This is a genomic window from Streptomyces sp. CB03238, assembly GCF_002099185.1.
Lineage (GTDB): Bacteria > Actinomycetota > Actinomycetes > Streptomycetales > Streptomycetaceae > Streptomyces.
Genome location: NZ_NBCN01000013.1, coordinates 179,814 through 196,616, shown reverse-complemented (window position 1 = coordinate 196,616; position 16,803 = coordinate 179,814). Strand labels below are relative to the sequence as shown.

Sequence of the window (16,803 nt, the reverse complement as noted above, 5' to 3'; positions counted from 1 at the left end):
ACCTCCCCGTCCGGTTTGCCCGTGCCCCTGGTCGTAAGGTCTACGCACAAGCAGTCGAACGAACACTCACGACAATGGGGCCATGGGACGCGGCAAGCTTCGGATCTACCTCGGTGCGGCACCGGGCGTCGGCAAGACGTACGCGATGCTCTCCGAGGCGCACCGCCGCGTCGAACGCGGCACCGACTGCGCCGTCGCCTTCGTCGAGCACCACGACCGCCCCCGTACGGAAGTGATGCTGCACGGCCTCGAACAGATACCGCGCCGGACCATCGACCACCGGGGCGCCACCTTCACCGAGATGGACGTGGACGCCGTGCTCCGGCGGCGCCCGGCCGTCGCCCTGGTGGACGAGCTGGCCCACACCAACGTCCCCGGCTCGCGCAACGCCAAGCGCTGGCAGGACGTCGAGGAACTGCTCGCCGCCGGCATCGACGTCATCTCCACCGTCAACATCCAACACCTGGAGTCGCTCGGCGACGTCGTCGAGTCCATAACCGGCGTACGACAGCAGGAGACCGTCCCCGACGAGGTCGTCCGCCGCGCCGACCAGATCGAGCTGGTCGACATGTCGCCCCAGGCGCTGCGCCGCCGCATGGCCCACGGCAACATCTACAAGCCGGACAAGGTCGACGCCGCCCTCTCCAACTACTTCCGCCCCGGCAACCTCACCGCCCTGCGCGAGCTGGCCCTCCTCTGGACCGCCGACCGGGTCGACGAGTACCTCCAGCAGTACCGCGGCGAGCACAACATCCGCACCACCTGGCAGGCCCGCGAGCGCATCATCGTCGGCCTCACCGGCGGCCCCGAGGGCCGCACCCTGATACGCCGCGCCGCGCGGATGGCCGCCAAGGGCTCCGGCAGCGAGATCCTCGCCGTCTACATCGCCCGCAGCGACGGCCTGACCTCCGCGTCCCCCAAGGAACTGGCTGTCCAGCGCACCCTCGTCGAGGACCTCGGCGGCTCCTTCCACCACGTCATAGGCGACGACATCCCCTCCGCGCTGCTGGAGTTCGCCCGCGGCGTCAACGCCACCCAGATCGTCCTCGGCTCCAGCCGCCGCAAGACCTGGCAGTACGTGTTCGGGCCCGGCGTCGGCGCCACCGTGGCCCGCGACTCGGGCCCCGACCTGGACGTCCACATCGTCACCCACGAGGAGGTCGCCAGGGGCCGGGGCCTGCCCGTCGCGCGCGGGGCCCGACTCGGCCGCTCCCGGATCATCTGGGGCTGGCTGACCGGCGTCGCCGGCCCCGCCCTGCTGACCCTGCTGCTCACCCACGTCGACGCGGACCTCGGCATCGCCAACAACATGCTGCTGTTCCTGTCGCTGACCGTGGCGTCCGCGCTGCTCGGCGGCCTGGTCCCGTCCCTCGCCTCCGCCGCCTTCGGCTCCCTCCTGCTCAACTGGTTCTTCGCCCCGCCCCTGTACCGGTTCACGATCGCCGACCCCCGGAACATCGTCGCGATCGCCGTCTTCTTCGGGGTCGCCGTCGCGGTGGCGTCCGTCGTGGACCTGGCCGCGCGCCGCACCCACCAGGCCGCCCGGCTGCGGGCCGAGTCCGAGGTGCTGTCCTTCCTCGCGGGCAGCGTGCTGCGCGGCGAGACCGCCCTGGACGCCCTGCTGGAACGGGTCCGCGAAACGTTCTCCATGGAGTCCGTGGCGCTGCTGGAGCGCGAGAACGACATCGAGCCGTGGACCCGCGCGGGCAGCGTCGGACGCCGGCCCGTGGCACGCCCCGAGGACGCCGACGTCGACATGCCCGTCGGCGACCACATGGCGCTCGCGCTGTCCGGCCGTGTCCTGCCCGCCGAGGACCGCCGGGTGCTGGGCGCCTTCGCCGCGCAGGCCGCCGTCGTACTGGACCGGCAGCGGCTGGTCGGCGAGGCCGAGGAGGCGCGTAAGCTCGCCGAGGGCAACAAGATCCGTACGTCGCTGCTGGCGGCCGTCAGCCATGACCTCCGTACCCCCCTCGCGGGCATCAAGGCGGCCGTGTCGTCACTGCGGTCCGACGACGTCGAGTGGTCCGAGGAGGACCGCGCCGAGCTGCTGGAAGGCATCGAGGCGGGCGCGGACCGCCTCGACCACCTGGTCGGCAACCTGCTCGACATGTCCCGTCTCCAGACCGGAACCGTCACGCCACTCATCCGGGCCATCGACCTCGACGAGGTCGTCCCCATGGCGCTCGGCGGCGTACCGGACGGCAGCGCCGAGCTGGACATCCCCGAGAGCCTGCCGATGGTCGAGGTGGACAAGGGCCTGCTGGAGCGGGCCGTCGCCAACGTCGTGGAGAACGCCGTCAAGTACAGCCCCGCCGCCGCACCGGTCCTGGTGTCGGCCAGCGCCATGGCCGACCGCGTCGAGCTGCGGGTGGCGGACCGGGGCACCGGCGTGCCCGACGTCGCCAAGGACCGGATATTCGCCCCCTTCCAGCGCTACGGCGACGCGCCGCGCGGCGCCGGAGTGGGCCTCGGCCTCGCCGTCGCACGCGGGTTCGTGGAGGCGATGGGCGGCACCATCACGGCCGAGGACACCCCCGGCGGCGGCCTGACGATGGTCCTCACGCTCAAGGCGGCCACCACCCCGGCCACCGCTCCCACCACCCCCCAAGTCCCCTCGCTGGAGAAAGCAGGCCCCTCATGACGCGGGTGCTCGTGGTCGACGACGAGCCGCAGATCGTACGCGCCCTCGTGATCAACCTGAAGGCACGGAAGTACGAGGTCGACGCGGCCCCCGACGGCGCCACCGCGCTCGAGCTGGCCGCCGGCCGCCACCCCGACGTCGTCATCCTCGACCTCGGCCTGCCCGACATGGACGGCGTCGAGGTGATCAAGGGCCTGCGCGGCTGGACCCGCGTACCGATCCTGGTGCTCTCCGCCCGCCAGACCTCCGACGAGAAGGTCGAGGCCCTGGACGCCGGTGCCGACGACTACGTCACCAAGCCCTTCGGCATGGACGAGCTGCTGGCGCGGCTGCGCGCCGCCGTGCGCCGGACCGAGCCGGTGGGTGGCGGCGACGACGGCACGGTCGTGATCGAGACGGCGGGGTTCACGGTCGACCTCGCCGCGAAGAAGGTGCAGCGCGACGGGCGGGACGTCCGGCTGACGCCCACCGAGTGGCACCTGCTGGAGGTGCTCGTACGCAACGGGGGTCGGCTCGTCAGCCAGAAGCAGCTGCTCCAGGAGGTGTGGGGGCCGTCGTACGGCACCGAGACCAACTACCTGCGGGTCTACATGGCCCAGCTGCGCCGGAAGCTGGAGGCGGACCCCTCGCACCCCAAGCACTTCATCACCGAGCCCGGCATGGGATACCGCTTCGAGCGCTGATTCCCCTGACAGTGGGGGCCGGTACGCTTTCTGTATGAGTGCTGCACCACGAACCGAGAAGCAGACCGGCCGCTTCCGCCGGATGCTCGACCGGCTGTCCAGCTCCCAGGGGGATCTCGAGTCGGAGGAGCTGCGGGAGGACACGCAGGCTTCGGGGTGCATCCGTATCTCGGACTGCGACGACCGGCAGATAGTCAAGGTGACTGGTACCTTGCGGACGGTCACCCTGCGCCCGCGGGCCGGTGTGCCCGCGCTGGAGGCGGAGCTCTTCGACGGGACGGCCCCGCTGGACGTGGTGTGGCTGGGCCGGCGCTCCATCGTGGGCATAGAGCCGGGCCGCAAGCTCATCGCCTCCGGCCGGATCTCCATGAGCCACGGCCGCAGGGTCCTCTTCAATCCCAAATACGAACTCCGACCGCTCGGACAGGAGTAGCCGGTGACGTCACTCGACAAGCCGACCACCACGGACCAGGACGCCACCCAGGGCACAACCCCCCAGGGCGCGCATGATGCGAAGGCCGTGACGGAAGCGGCCCTGTTCGACGCCTTCGGCGGAGTACGCGGCATGGTGGAGACAGTCCTCCCCGGCCTGCTCTTCGTCACGATCTACACGATCAACAAGGACCTGCACCTGTCGGCCATCGCCGCGCTGGGCGTGTCCCTGCTGATGGTCGCGGTCCGCCTGATCCGCCGCGACACGATGAAGCACGCCTTCAGCGGCGTCTTCGGCGTCGCCTTCGGCGTGGTCTTCGCGATGATGACCGGCAACGCCAAGGACTTCTACCTGCCGGGCATGCTCTACACGCTGGGGCTGGGCGTCGCGTACATCGCCACGACGCTCGCGGGCGTCCCGCTGATCGGCCTGATCCTGGGCCCGGTCTTCAAGGAGAACCTCTCCTGGCGCACCCGCAACCCCGGCCGCAAGAAGGCGTACGCCAAGGCCAGCTGGGCGTGGGGCCTGATCCTGCTCGCCAAGTGCGCGATCCTCTTCCCGCTGTACTGGTGGGCGGACACCACCCAGCTCGGCTGGGTGCTGGTCACCCTGAAGATCCCGCCGTTCCTGCTCGCGGTCTACCTGACGTGGGTGTTCCTGGCGAAGGCGCCGCCGCCGATCGACGTGTTCGCGGAGATGGAGGCGGAGGAGCGCGCCGAGAAGGAACGCAAGGCCGCCGCCGCCGCGACCACCCAGCCGCAGCCCCACCCCCACCACGGCGAAGCCTGACGCCTCCCGCCCGAGGCCCACGGCACAGCCCCGCACCCGGGGCGCCGCACCCACCTCGCCCCGCCCGGCGGGGCGCCGCGTCGGGCCCGCGCCCCGGCGTGGCCCGGCCGCCCCCACCGCGCGCGGCCTGGGGCCGCCCCCGCGCTCGCCGGCACCCTGACCCCGGCGGCGCCGCGCGGACCCGCCCCGTGCGCCCCCGCACGGGTAGGCGACCGCAGTCGGCGTGGGGCCGCCCCTGCCCAGCCCCATCCCCGCCCGCGGCGCCGAGCCGCTCGGTCGGGGGGCGTTCGGTCGGGGGCGTACCGGCCAAGGGGGACCCGCGCCCGTCCGGGCCGGGTCCGGCCGGGGGCCGCCCCGCCCGCGTACCCCTGGAAGGGCAGCCTGCCGATCCCGTACCCCCGCCTCGCCCCGGGGCGGACGACGAGGGGCTCGGGACCATCGCGTGGTCCCGAGCCCCTCGTCGTATCCGGCCGGCTCAGCCGGCGGCGTCCTCGCGGCGGACCGAGAGCAGGTCCTCCAGCTGTTCCTCGCGGGCCTGGGCCGCGACGAAGAGCAGCTCGTCGCCCGCCTCCAGGGTCTCCTCCGGGCCGGGCGTGAGCACGCGCGAGCCGCGGATGATCGTCACCAGCGAGGTGTCCTGCGGCCAGGCCACGTCGCCCACCGACGTACCGGCCATCGCCGACTCCGGCGGAAGCGTCAGCTCCACGAGGTTCGCGTCGCCGTGGCTGAAGCGCAGCAGCCGGACCAGGTCGCCGACGCTCACCGCCTCCTCCACCAGCGCCGACATCAGGCGCGGCGTGGAGACCGCGACATCGACGCCCCACGCCTCGTTGAACAGCCACTCGTTCTTCGGGTTGTTCACCCGGGCGACCACCCGGGGCACCCCGTACTCGGTCTTCGCGAGCAGCGAGACGACCAGGTTCACCTTGTCGTCGCCGGTCGCCGCGATGACGACGTTGCAGCGCTGCAGCGCCGCCTCGTCCAGCGAGGTGATCTCGCACGCGTCCGCCAGCAACCACTCCGCCTGCGGCACCCGCTCCACCGAGATCGCGGTCGGCGCCTTGTCGATGAGCAGCACCTCGTGCCCGTTCTCCAGCAGCTCACCAGCGATGGAACGGCCCACCGCGCCGGCGCCCGCAATAGCGACCCGCATCAGTGACCGCCCTCCTCAGGGCCTTCGGCGAACGCCGCCTCGACCTTCTCGATCTCGTCCGTCCGCATCATCACGTGCACCAGGTCGCCCTCCTGCAGCACCGTCTGTGACGTCGGCAGGACCGCCTCGCCCAACCGGGTGAGGAAGGCCACGCGTACGCCCGTCTCCTCCTGGAGCCGGCTCACCTTGTGCCCGATCCACGACGGGGACGTGTGGACCTCGGCCAGCTGGACACCGCCGCTCGGGTCGCGCCACAGCGGCTCGGCGCCGGACGGCAACAGCCGCCGCAGCATCTGGTCGGCGGTCCAGCGCACGGTGGCGACCGTCGGGATGCCCAGGCGCTGGTACACCTCGGCACGCCGGGGGTCGTAGATCCGGGCGGCGACGTTCTCGATGCCGAACATCTCGCGGGCGACCCGCGCCGCGATGATGTTGGAGTTGTCGCCGCTGCTCACCGCGGCGAACGCCCCGGCCTCCTCGATCCCCGCCTCACGCAGGGTGTCCTGGTCGAACCCGACACCGGTGACACGCCGCCCGCCGAAGCCGGAGCCCAGGCGCCGGAAGGCCGTCGGGTCCTGGTCGACGACGGCGACCGTGTGCCCCTGTTGTTCCAGGGTCTGCGCGAGTGCGGCTCCCACTCGCCCGCAGCCCATGATGACGATGTGCACGTCCGCTTACCCCGCACTCCTGGTCATCTTGCTGACCTGCGAAAACACCCTGCTCACTCTTCTCTCTCAGCCTGCGTGCGGTGTTGCCTGATGACGAGCTTATGCCGCCACCGCGCTGTTGCCCTCATCGGATACGGCCGACGCGTTTCTCCTGTTCCCCGCCCCGGCGGCCGCGCGGGTCCCGGCAGCTTTCGGCCACTCAACCGAGACGGAACCCTTCGTAAGGACGCCGCCGCCTTCCGCGCGGTTGCCGCCGGAACCGACGGGACGGTGGTACGTATCACAGCTTTCTGTGCCGTCCGCGTTAAGGGAACGCAAGTTTCCGGCGGAAGGAGGGGTGGTGGGTGGGCGGGGCCTATTTCGAGCGCTTACGATCCTCTGCGTGTCCAAACTGACCGACGTGCCCAAACGGATCCTGATCGGCCGGGCGCTGCGCAGCGACAGGCTGGGAGAGACCCTTCTCCCCAAACGCATCGCGCTCCCCGTCTTCGCCTCCGACCCGCTTTCCTCGGTGGCGTACGCGCCGGGAGAAGTCCTGCTGGTCCTCTCCATCGCGGGTGTGTCGGCGTACCACTTCAGCCCGTGGATCGCGGTCGCCGTCGTGGTCCTGATGTTCACGGTCGTCGCCTCGTACCGGCAGAACGTCCACGCCTACCCCAGCGGCGGCGGGGACTACGAGGTCGCCAACACCAACCTCGGCCCGAAGGCCGGCCTCACCGTCGCCAGCGCGCTCCTCGTCGACTACGTACTCACCGTGGCCGTCTCCATCTCCTCCGGCGTGGAGAACCTCGGCTCGGCCATTCCGTTCGTCGTCGAGCACAAGGTCTTCTCGGCCCTGGTGATAATCCTGCTCCTCACCCTCATGAACCTCCGGGGTGTGAAGGAATCGGGGAAGCTCTTCGCGATTCCCACGTACGTCTTCGTCGCCGGTGTCTTCATCATGATCGCGTGGGGCGCGTACAAGGGAATCGTCCTCGACGAGACCATGAAGGCCCCCACCGCCGACTTCGAGATCCGGCCCGAACACGAAGGCCTCGCCGGCCTGGCACTCGTCTTCCTTCTCCTGCGCGCCTTCTCCTCCGGATGCGCCGCGCTCACCGGCGTCGAGGCGATCAGCAACGGCGTACCCGCCTTCCGCAAGCCCAAGAGCAGGAACGCCGCCACCACCCTCGCCCTCATGGGCGGCCTGGCCGTCACCATGTTCTGCGGCATCATCGGCCTCGCCATGGCCACCGACGTCAAGATGGCCGAGCAGCCCGCCCACGACCTGATCCGCGACGGCGTGCCGGTCGGCGAGGGATACGTACAGAACCCGGTGATCTCCCAGGTCGCGGCCGCCGTCTTCGGCGACGGCACGTTCTTCTTCATCCTGCTCGCCGCGGCCACGGCCCTCGTCCTGTTCCTCGCCGCGAACACCGCGTACAACGGCTTCCCGCTCCTCGGCTCGATCCTCGCCCAGGACCGCTACCTGCCGCGCCAGCTGCACACGCGCGGCGACCGGCTCGCGTTCTCCAACGGCATCGTGCTCCTCGCCGGCGCCGCCATGCTGCTGGTGTGGATGTACGGGGCGGACTCCACCAAGCTGATCCAGCTCTACATCGTCGGCGTCTTCGTCTCCTTCACGCTCAGCCAGACCGGCATGGTGCGGCACTGGAACCGTCACCTGAAGACCGAGCGCGACTCCGCCGTCCGCCGCCGCATGATCCGCTCCCGCGCGATCAACACCTTCGGCGCCTTCTTCACCGGCCTGGTGCTGGTCGTCGTGCTCGCGACCAAGTTCACGCACGGCGCCTGGGTCGCCCTGCTCGGCATGGTCATCTTCTACGGGACGATGAGCGCGATCCGTAAGCACTACGACCGGGTCGCGGAGGAGATCGCCGCTCCCGAGGGCCCGACGGACGACACCGTCCGCCCCTCCCGCGTCCACTCCATCGTCCTGGTCTCCAAGCTCCACCGCCCGACGCTGCGGGCCGTCGCGTACGCGCAGCTGATGCGCTCCGACAAGCTGGAGGCGCTCAGCATCAACGTCGACCCGGCCGAGACCAAGGCGCTCAAGGCGGAGTGGGAGCGGCGCGGCATCAACGTACCGCTGAAGATCCTCGACTCCCCGTACCGCGAGATCACCCGGCCGGTCGTCGAGTACGTCAAGGGCATCCGCCGCGAGAGCCCGCGCGACGCGGTCAGCGTGATCATCCCCGAGTACGTGGTGGGTCACTGGTACGAGCACCTGCTGCACAACCAGAGCGCGCTGCGCCTCAAGGGGCGGCTGCTGTTCACCCCCGGCGTGATGGTGACCTCGGTCCCGTACCAGCTCCAGTCCTCCGAGCTGGCGAAGAAGCGGGAGAAGAAGCGCCAGGAGTGGAACGCGCCCGGTTCGGTGCGCCGCGGCCCGGCCGTGGAACGGCCGAAGGAACCGACCTCCAAGAGCACGTAGACTGGTGGGCTGCCGCCTGGCAGCCCTCGTCTCACTCCCTGGAGTCACCCCTTCATGCCGAACGCACCCGAGTCCTCCCTCGTCGGGGACGAGTACGAGGTCGAAGTCGGCCCCGTCGCGCATGGCGGGCACTGCATCGCCCGTACCGACGAAGGCCGCGTGCTGTTCGTCCGGCACGCGCTGCCCGGCGAGAAGGTCGTCGTCCGCGTCACGGAGGGGGAGGCGGACTCCCGTTTCCTGCGCGCCGACGCCGTCCGCGTCCTGGAGGCCTCCAAGGACCGGGTCGAGGCGCCCTGCCCGTACGCCGGACCCGGCAAGTGCGGCGGCTGCGACTGGCAGCACGCCAAGCCGGGTGCCCAGCGCCGCCTCAAGGGCGAGGTCGTCGCCGAGCAGCTGAAGCGGCTCGCCGGCCTGACGCCCGAGGAGGCCGGCTGGGACGGCACGGTCATGCCGGCCGAGGGCGACAAGGTCCCGGCGGGCGAGGTGCCGGCGTGGCGCACGCGCGTGCAGTACGCGGTCGACGCCTCGGGCCACGCGGGCCTGCGCAAGCACCGCTCCCACGACGTCCAGCCCATCGACCGCTGCCTGATCGCGGCGCCGGGCGTCACCGAGCTGGGCATCGAGAAGCGCGACTGGTCCGGAATGGCATCGGTCGACGCCATCGCCGCGACCGGCTCGCAGGACCGCCAGGTCGTCCTGAACCCGCGCCCCGGCGCCCGCCTCCCTCTGGTGGAGCTCGACAAGCCGGTCTCGGTCCTGCGGGTCGCCGAGGACGGGGGAGTGCACCGCGTCCACGGCCGCCCCTTCGTGCGCGAGCGCGCCGACGACCGCACGTACCGCGTGGGCAACGGAGGCTTCTGGCAGGTCCACCCGAAGGCCGCCGACACCCTGGTCCGCGCCGTCATGCAGGGCCTGCTGCCCCGCAAGGGCGACACGGCCCTGGACCTCTACTGCGGCGTGGGCCTCTTCGCCGGCGCCCTCGCCGACCGGGTGGGCGACAAGGGCGCGGTCCTCGGCATCGAGTCGGGCAAGCGCGCGGTGGAGGACGCCCGCCACAACCTCCAGCACTTCGAGCGCGTCCGCATCGAGCAGGGCAAGGTCGAACAGGCGCTCCCGCGTACCGGCATCACGGAGGTGGACCTCATCGTCCTCGACCCGCCCCGCGCGGGCGCCGGCAAGCAGACGGTCAAGCACCTGGCGGGTCTCGGCGCGCGGAAGATCGCCTACGTCGCCTGCGACCCGGCGGCCCTGGCCCGGGACATCGCCTACTTCCGCGACGCGGGCTACCGGGTGCGGACGCTGCGGGCGTTCGACCTGTTCCCGATGACGCACCACGTGGAGTGCGTGGCGATCCTTGAGCCGGCCGCAAAGGGCGCCTGACCTGCGGCTTTGCCTGTGCGCATTATGTGCGGTGTGGGCGTGCGGGCGATATCTTGACGCTGAAATGACGCTCGTGACACTCGTTCTGATGGGGCGTCAGATCGCTTATTGGGTAGGTGGGGCCCCTGTCGGGGCGGTGAGCAGCGATGGGGGGCGCCGAGGGCAGGCGACGCTGAGCGCAGACCTGCTGAGTCCTGCTGGTCAGATGTCCCGGAAGAGGCCGGGCGGCCTCGTGACCTGCCCCGCTGTCGGCCAAGGCCCTGGGACCTGGACCGCGAGTGACTGGCGCTCGGCCGATGCCTTGCGGGATCGTGGGCTCCTGATGATCGACGACGATTCTGCGTACGCCGGCGCCAGTGAGTCGGTGGTGCCCGCCAAGCCTCGGACGCCCTACAGCGAGCGGCCCGTCGCGCGGGCCCTGCGGGCGAAGGCACAGGAACTGATCGATCGGCTCGTCACCGAAGGGCGCGTCCGGATTGCTGATCCCGATGACGACGAGGTCGCGAAGTGGCGGCGCGTCGTCAACTACGCGAAGCGGCACGGCCTGGAACCGGTGGGCAAGCGCATCGAGAGGGTCCCGTACGGCGCCGGGGCTGGTTCCTGTCCCCGCTCGACTGGGGCACCTGCACCCGATGGTGGCCGCGCGCTCATTGACGACGCGAGTCGGCTGGTGCTGCCGTCTGCGCTGCGCCGCAGGTCGCTCCTGTTGCTGCAGGGACTGCGGCTGAGGCGGTACGGCGAGGGCACGAGGTGCGGAAGGCGCGGTCGTCCTTCGTCCCGCGCGAGGGCGGAGTGGACGTCGCTGTCGCCGGCTTCGCGTACACCGTCTCGGTCAGGCAGGAGTTCTCGGAGTCCACAGATCCGGAGCGCTCTGCTCGTCTCGTCGTAGAGCTCGCCCATGGTCTCACCGGTCGGCCCGGTCGCTGGCGGGACCGGAAGAGCCGGACGCTTGAAGAAGCCCTGGGCGTGATCCTTGGAGAGATCGAGGCGCGGGCGGTGGAGGACGCTCGGCGCAGGCAGGATGAGCAGCGGGCAAGGGCAGAACGCGAAGTTCGGTGGCAAGCGGCCATGGACGTGGCGAAGGAACGAGCTGTTCGCAGTCAACTCGCTGAGGTGCTTCGCGAAGAGGCCGGGCGCTGGCAAGAGGCCGCTGTCCTCAGCGCGTACTGCACGGCATTGGAACGTCGTATCGGCGAGCTGGACGGTGCTGTGGACGAGTCGGCTCTGGACTCGGCCCGACGCTGGTTGCAGTGGGCAAGAGGGTACGTGGGATCGATCGACCCCTTGACCCGGCTTGCAGGAATGCCGCACACACGTGAGCCCACGCCGGAGGAACTCAAGCCATACCTCAGGGGATGGAGCCCCTACGGATCGGAACGACGCGACGGACGATGACGTGAGCGGCTGGCCAAGGTGGGCTGGGACGACTGGTGGCGGGCGGTGCCCGTCGGTTACGAGTGGAAACTTGACTCGGCGCAGCCCGGCCAGCAGCCACCCCGTCATGGAGGTGCTGGTCAAGACCTGCGACGCCATGAGTGACGCTCTGCGCGCCTGGGCGGAGGCCGCACGTGATGTGCGGGACGACCTTCGCACGCTCCACTACGAAGGCGTCATCAAGGCTCTGCCGCACATCGATACCAGTGACGGTCTGGGTATGAAGGACGTCAAGAGCTTCGGCCTCCTCAACATGGGCAAGGGTTTCGCGGCGGGCTTTGCCCTGGAGGTGACGAGGAGGCGATGAACTCGGCGGTCGAGGGCTACAACAACCGCGTCCGCCGGCAGGTCGCGGAACTCGACAAATTGCACGAGGCCCTGGAAGAGGCGTACAAGAGCGCCGTTCCAGGCCGAGTCGACGCGGGCGGAGTCCTTCGGTGCCCGAGCTCTGACCGATTTCACGGACGATCCCCTTTGCAGCGCGGCCGGGGACGACGAAAGCAATCACAAATACCCGATCGACGTCGCGAACCAAGAGGGCATGGTCGGGTCGCACGTCGTGGACAAGCACGTGGGCAAGACGGACGAGCAATTGGAGCAGCAGCTGAGGGACCGCCAGATCGTCAGGCCCAACGGCATCCGGCCCGAGGCCATTTCGTCCTTCGAGAACCTCGCGGACGCCCAGCGGTATACTCAGGCGGCTCTGGACGAACCGTCGAATCAAAGGAAGATCGGCAATTGGCTCGCGGGCAATCCCGGGCCGAACTCGTCGCGCTCACTTCTCCTGACGACGAACGACACCGTGGGACGGTCGTGGGACCGGGGCGACACCGCAGCGCGTGATGTGACCAAGGTGTGGGTCGTCCTGCGGCCCAACCCGGGGAGCACGCCGCCGTTCGTCGTGCTCACCTCGCTGCCCACCGATAAGACCCAACACCCGTTGCGCACTCTTTGAACATGGGGACACAGCCCGTGAATCAGATCGACGAAGCCTCGTGGAGCCGTTCCGTGCGGGAGCTGTTCGGGGACGGCATGTTCGCGGCCGTGGGCGGGCGGCGGCGCGATGACTGGCGCATGGACGCCCTCGACGTCATGCAGCTGCGGACGGACGACCCGCGCGGCTGGCCGAGGCTTGCCGTGGCGCCGGAAGGAGGTGACTACGGAACCGGGCCGGAGAATCCGTTCAGCGCTGTCACGCCGGGCGACTTCAACGGAGCTTTCCCCGTGTCCCGCGCAGGGGCGGAACAAATCCTGGTCACACTCCAGGGGGATTGGTTCCAGGTGGAGGACATCCCGGATTTTGCTGCGCGAGAGGCGGAACTCACCTCCCACGCGCACGTGATCCTGAAAAGGTTCGGAGCCGACGCGCTGTTCTTCACCAACGCGGCGACGGCGCGCGAGGATCCCCACGCCGACATGTTCCGCCGAGAGGGTGCTTATGAGGGCTTCACCGGCCACGTATTGGACTGTGGTGTAATCGCTGTCTCCGCCACGGAAGTCGGTATCTTCTGGGGCCTCACGATCGACTGAGGTTTTCCCGTGCGTACCCGTTCCGCCACCTATCCCGACCGCGCGACCGCACAGTGGTGTACCCAGCAGGTCGTCACACGCAACGAGCAGGCCGTACACCGCTGGCTGGCCCAGGGCACGCGCCCGAGGCTTCGAGGCCGCCTGGCCGTCCCGTGCGGAGCCCGTCGGGCGCGTGTTGCTGCAGGCGATGATGCTCGCCGGCCGCGAGCCCGTCGATGGGCGGGCCGCACGGGTGACGCTGCGGCGCGAAGCGTCGAGTCCGCACGGCTTCGTCGTGCACGCCACCTACCCGATCTACCTCTGAGGGTGCCGTAGTGTCCATGAAGCTCCTTGAGTTCGACCGCCGGTACGGCGAACTGGACGTCGTCGTCACAGCCTTCGTCGGACAGAAACCCGAAAGTCCGGACCCGGACCTGCCGCCGCCGGCCCTTCAGGCCTACCTCCGGCACACCTAAGCGCGTGGGCACCACCACCTGCCCCGTACCGGTGATCCAGTGCCCGGAAAACATCTCGTAGCTGCCGGAGCGGGAATCGCCCTCGTAGAGGCTGGCCTGAACCGGGCCGGAGATTCCGGCCACGGCGACCTCGGTCCGGGTCTTGCCGTAGTACGACCCCGTGCCCGCCTGTGACGTGATGGCAGACGCACCTTCGCAGGGTCGGCGACCTTGGGTTCGGACGTGCTTGTCACGCTGCCGCCCACGGGGGACGGGCTTGCCACGCTGCCCCCCGCAGGAGGAGGCGGAGGGGGGAGCGACGTTGTTCAGCTTGGTGGTGGTGACCGTGACCGCGGCACGGCTCTCGGGGTCCTGCGAGGTGCCGACCGCGGTAAGAAACGAGGTCAGCCCTACCGCGAAGGTTGCCGCGACCGTACCGAACGCCACCGCGAGCAGCGTGGCGGAGGGTACGGACCGGATGGGTGAAGGGGGTGGCGAGGCCGTAGGTCACCGGTCGGGGCAGCGGCAGCAGCCCCATCGCCCGATGTGCCCACCGGCCGCGCCCCGTGCGCGGCGACCGGCCGACCGCGATGGCTTCGACCGTACGCAGTCTTCCGGCCCGCAGTGCGGGAATCAGCGCCGCGAGCCCCACGATGACCAGGGCGGCGGCCGGCACCGTGACGTCCACCCACCAGGCCACCGAAAGCGAGGCGGTGCCATACCGCCTCGGTGTCCGAGAGCAGCGGCACTGCCAGAAAATTTCCCAGGACGACTCCCAGGGCGATGCCGGCACCGGCCGGAATCAGCGCCTGGGCCACGTAGGCGCGTGCCACCCTGACCTGCGGTCTTGCGTGTGCACATTATGCGCGGTGCGGGCGTCACGTGTGTTCGGTGTGACGTGAAGGGGGCGGACAGCGGCTGCGGAGCCGTTTGCTCCATACGTTTCAAGTCATGTGCGCTGAGTCTACCCTTTTGTCCACTTAGTCCGACGCGTAGTCCAGTGTCGCCAACGACGGTTCCCGCAGATTGAGAATGTGTTGGGCCGGTCCTCGGTCATCCCGTACCGAGTACTCCGCGCCACCAGTTGTCGCCCGGTGACAGGTCGCCCGTCAACTGCAGCATTTCCTCCTCAGGCAACTCCTTGCCCGTGAGCAGGAGTTCGTTCAACGATATGGCTCTTACGGTCACCCCCACCTCACCGGTACGGGTAGCCGTACGTGTGCGAAATAAGACGTCCTGAACGGGAGTTCATCGTCGGCCTCTGCGGCCACCGAGGTGGGAGCGCAATGCTGCGACACATGATGAAATCGAAGATTCACCGTGCCACGGTCACTCAGGCGGACCTGCACTATGTCGGATCCCTCACGCTCGATGAGGATCTCCTCAATGCTGCGGGTCTTCTGCCGGGTGAGCGGGTCGACATCGTCGACATCAACAACGGCGCCCGTCTCACCACGTATCTCATTGCCGGACCGGCGGGCTCCGGAATTATCGGCATCAATGGTGCCGCGGCCCGGCTCATCAGCCCCGGCGACCTGGTGATCATCATCGCCTACGGCGCGTACACCGACGACGAGGCCAAGGCCCTGGAGCCCAGGGTGGTCTTCGTCGACGACGCCAACCGCATCACGGAGGTGGGCAGCGACCGGGCCGAAGCGCTCCCCGGAAGCGGTCTGCTGTCCGGTGCGGCACCCCGTACCGGCCACTGAGAGGGACAGACATGAGCAACCCCTTCGAGAACGACGATGCCTCGTTCCGCGTCCTGGTCAACCGAGAGGGCCAGCACTCGCTGTGGCCCGTCTTCGCCGAGGTGCCCGAGGGCTGGGAGAGCGTCTACGGCGAGGCCGACCGGCAGTCCTGCCTGGCCTATGTCGAAGAGCACTGGACCGACATGCGGCCCCGGAGCCTCGCGGATTCCGCGGGCGCCTCCTCGTGACGTCTCCGTCCCCCGACCGCGGGAAGAACTCGGCCATCTCATGACCTCATCCACCCGTACCGTCCCGGACCTGACCTCCCCCCTCACCCATCTGCCCGCCGACGGGCTGGAAGAGGTCTGGGCAGACCTCCGCCGGGACGACCCGGTGCACTGGCACCCCGGTACGGAGGACACTCCGGGCTTCTGGGTGGTGACCCGTCACCGCGACGTGGCCGCCGTGCTCCGCGACAGCGCCCGCTTCACCTCCGAGCGCGGCAACGTGCTGGCCACCATGATGCACGGCGGAGACAGCGGCGCCGGGCGCATGCTGGCCGTGACGGACGGGGAGCACCACACCGCCCTGCGTACCCTGCTGCTCAGGGCGTTCTCACCGCGTGCCCTCGAAGGTGTCGTCCAGCAGGTACGCCGCACCACCCGACGGTTGCTCCTGGAGGCGCTGGAGCGCGGACGCTGCGACTTCGCCCAGGACATCGCCTCGCACGTCCCGTTGGCCACCATCTGCGACCTGCTGGCCGTTCCCGAGTCCGACCGGGAGCACATCCTCACGCTGACCAAGTCGGCGCTGGCCTCGGACTACGCACAGCCCGAGGCCGGTGAGGACCGTCTGGCACGGGGCGAGCTGCTCCTCTACTTCCACGAACTGGTCCAGCACCGGCGCCGGTACCCGGGCGACGACGTCATCAGCCTGATGGCGACCGAGCCCGCCGGTGCAGCGTTCCTCGATGACGACGACATCGTCCTCAACTGCTACAGCCTCATCATGGGCGGCGACGAGACCAGCCGTCTCTCCATGATCGGCGCGGTCCGGACGCTGGCCCACGACCCGGAGCAGTGGAGCGCGCTCAGCACCGGCAGTGCGCCGCTGAAGGAGGCCACCGAGGAGGTGCTGCGCTGGACCACGCCCACCCTGCACTTCGGCCGGGTGGCCACCGAGAAGGTCACGCTGCACGACCGCACCATCGCCGCCGGCGACCTGGTCACGCTCTGGCTGTGCGCCGCGAACCGGGACGAGAGCGTCTTCGACGAGCCGTACCGGTTTGACCTCCTCCGGAGCCCGAACAAGCACCTGACCCTCGGCTACGGCCCTCATTTCTGCCTGGGCGCGTATCTCGGCCGAGTGGAAATCAACGCGATGCTCGACGGATTGCGCACGTTCGTCGGGAGCATCGAGCAAACCGGTGACGAGAAGCGCATCTACTCCAACTTCCTTTCGGGAATCAGCAGTCTGCCCATCACTGTCACGCCCCGCCCGGATGCTTCACGCCAATGGCAGGACTGACGAGACGGC

16 protein-coding genes and 1 pseudogene are annotated in these 16,803 nt (G+C 69.7%); 15 read left to right on the top strand and 2 right to left on the bottom strand.

What is annotated here, in order from left to right:
* Positions 1-82 precede the first annotated feature (82 nt).
* The 4 genes from BKD26_RS24660 to BKD26_RS24645 are packed head-to-tail and all read left to right on the top strand — an operon-like array spanning position 83 to position 4,546.
* Positions 83-2,641, top strand: coding sequence for a sensor histidine kinase KdpD (locus BKD26_RS24660; protein ID WP_084902123.1), 2,559 nt, complete (start codon positions 83-85; stop codon positions 2,639-2,641).
* Positions 2,638-3,324 carry a response regulator gene (locus BKD26_RS24655; protein ID WP_084902120.1) on the top strand — a complete coding sequence of 229 codons (687 nt, stop codon included), beginning with the start codon at positions 2,638-2,640 and terminating at the stop codon, positions 3,322-3,324. Before BKD26_RS24660 ends, BKD26_RS24655 begins: the two co-directional genes overlap by 4 nt.
* A 34-nt stretch (positions 3,325-3,358) precedes the next feature.
* Positions 3,359-3,757: an OB-fold nucleic acid binding domain-containing protein gene (locus BKD26_RS24650; RefSeq protein WP_073755380.1), complete on the top strand. Its 399-nt coding sequence runs from the start codon at positions 3,359-3,361 to the stop codon at positions 3,755-3,757.
* A 3-nt stretch (positions 3,758-3,760) separates the two neighbouring features.
* Positions 3,761-4,546, top strand: a complete 786-nt coding sequence (locus BKD26_RS24645; RefSeq protein ID WP_084902118.1) for a DUF3159 domain-containing protein — start codon at positions 3,761-3,763, stop codon at positions 4,544-4,546.
* A gap of 475 nt (positions 4,547-5,021) precedes the next feature.
* Here the strand turns inward: BKD26_RS24645 and BKD26_RS24640 are convergent, their stop codons facing one another.
* The gene (locus tag BKD26_RS24640; protein WP_084902114.1) at positions 5,022-5,699 is read right to left on the bottom strand and encodes a TrkA family potassium uptake protein; all 678 of its coding nucleotides are present in this window, start codon (positions 5,697-5,699) and stop codon (positions 5,022-5,024) included.
* The gene (locus BKD26_RS24635; protein WP_064071475.1) at positions 5,699-6,367 is read right to left on the bottom strand and encodes a TrkA family potassium uptake protein; all 669 of its coding nucleotides are present in this window, start codon (positions 6,365-6,367) and stop codon (positions 5,699-5,701) included. The genes BKD26_RS24640 and BKD26_RS24635 overlap by 1 nt, the downstream gene beginning before the upstream one ends.
* A gap of 382 nt (positions 6,368-6,749) precedes the next feature.
* Between BKD26_RS24635 and BKD26_RS24630 the strand changes: the two genes are divergently transcribed.
* The 11 genes and pseudogenes from BKD26_RS24630 (at position 6,750) to BKD26_RS24580 (ending at position 16,794) form a co-directional block, all read left to right on the top strand.
* Entirely contained in the window at positions 6,750-8,801 is a 2,052-nt protein-coding gene (locus BKD26_RS24630) for an APC family permease (RefSeq protein WP_084902113.1), read from the top strand.
* Between the two features lie 54 nt (positions 8,802-8,855).
* Positions 8,856-10,181 carry a class I SAM-dependent RNA methyltransferase gene (locus BKD26_RS24625; protein WP_084902110.1) on the top strand — a complete coding sequence of 442 codons (1,326 nt, stop codon included), beginning with the start codon at positions 8,856-8,858 and terminating at the stop codon, positions 10,179-10,181.
* 792 nt (positions 10,182-10,973) lie between these two features.
* Entirely contained in the window at positions 10,974-11,576 is a 603-nt protein-coding gene (locus BKD26_RS24620; RefSeq protein ID WP_241518810.1) for a hypothetical protein, read from the top strand.
* Positions 11,577-11,682: 106 nt separating this feature from the next.
* Positions 11,683-11,922 carry a hypothetical protein gene (locus tag BKD26_RS24615; protein ID WP_084902108.1) on the top strand — a complete coding sequence of 80 codons (240 nt, stop codon included), beginning with the start codon at positions 11,683-11,685 and terminating at the stop codon, positions 11,920-11,922.
* Positions 11,923-12,174: 252 nt separating this feature from the next.
* Positions 12,175-12,570 (top strand): RNase A-like domain-containing protein, encoded by a 396-nt coding sequence (locus BKD26_RS24610; RefSeq protein ID WP_143662706.1) that lies wholly within the window; start codon positions 12,175-12,177, stop codon positions 12,568-12,570.
* Positions 12,571-12,587: 17 nt separating this feature from the next.
* Positions 12,588-13,145, top strand: a complete 558-nt coding sequence (locus tag BKD26_RS24605; protein WP_143662705.1) for a hypothetical protein — start codon at positions 12,588-12,590, stop codon at positions 13,143-13,145.
* Positions 13,146-13,154: 9 nt separating this feature from the next.
* A pseudogene (locus tag BKD26_RS24600) lies at positions 13,155-13,449 on the top strand (RNase A-like domain-containing protein).
* A gap of 16 nt (positions 13,450-13,465) precedes the next feature.
* Complete coding sequence (locus tag BKD26_RS42100) at positions 13,466-13,600, top strand: hypothetical protein (protein WP_277622410.1); 135 nt, start codon at positions 13,466-13,468, stop codon at positions 13,598-13,600.
* Positions 13,601-14,865: 1,265 nt separating this feature from the next.
* Positions 14,866-15,288 carry an aspartate 1-decarboxylase gene (panD, locus tag BKD26_RS24590; RefSeq protein WP_084902100.1) on the top strand — a complete coding sequence of 141 codons (423 nt, stop codon included), beginning with the start codon at positions 14,866-14,868 and terminating at the stop codon, positions 15,286-15,288.
* Positions 15,289-15,299: 11 nt separating this feature from the next.
* Positions 15,300-15,515, top strand: coding sequence for an MbtH family protein (locus tag BKD26_RS24585; RefSeq protein ID WP_084902097.1), 216 nt, complete (start codon positions 15,300-15,302; stop codon positions 15,513-15,515).
* 40 nt (positions 15,516-15,555) lie between these two features.
* Complete coding sequence (locus BKD26_RS24580; protein WP_084902096.1) at positions 15,556-16,794, top strand: cytochrome P450; 1,239 nt, start codon at positions 15,556-15,558, stop codon at positions 16,792-16,794.
* Positions 16,795-16,803 lie beyond the last annotated feature (9 nt).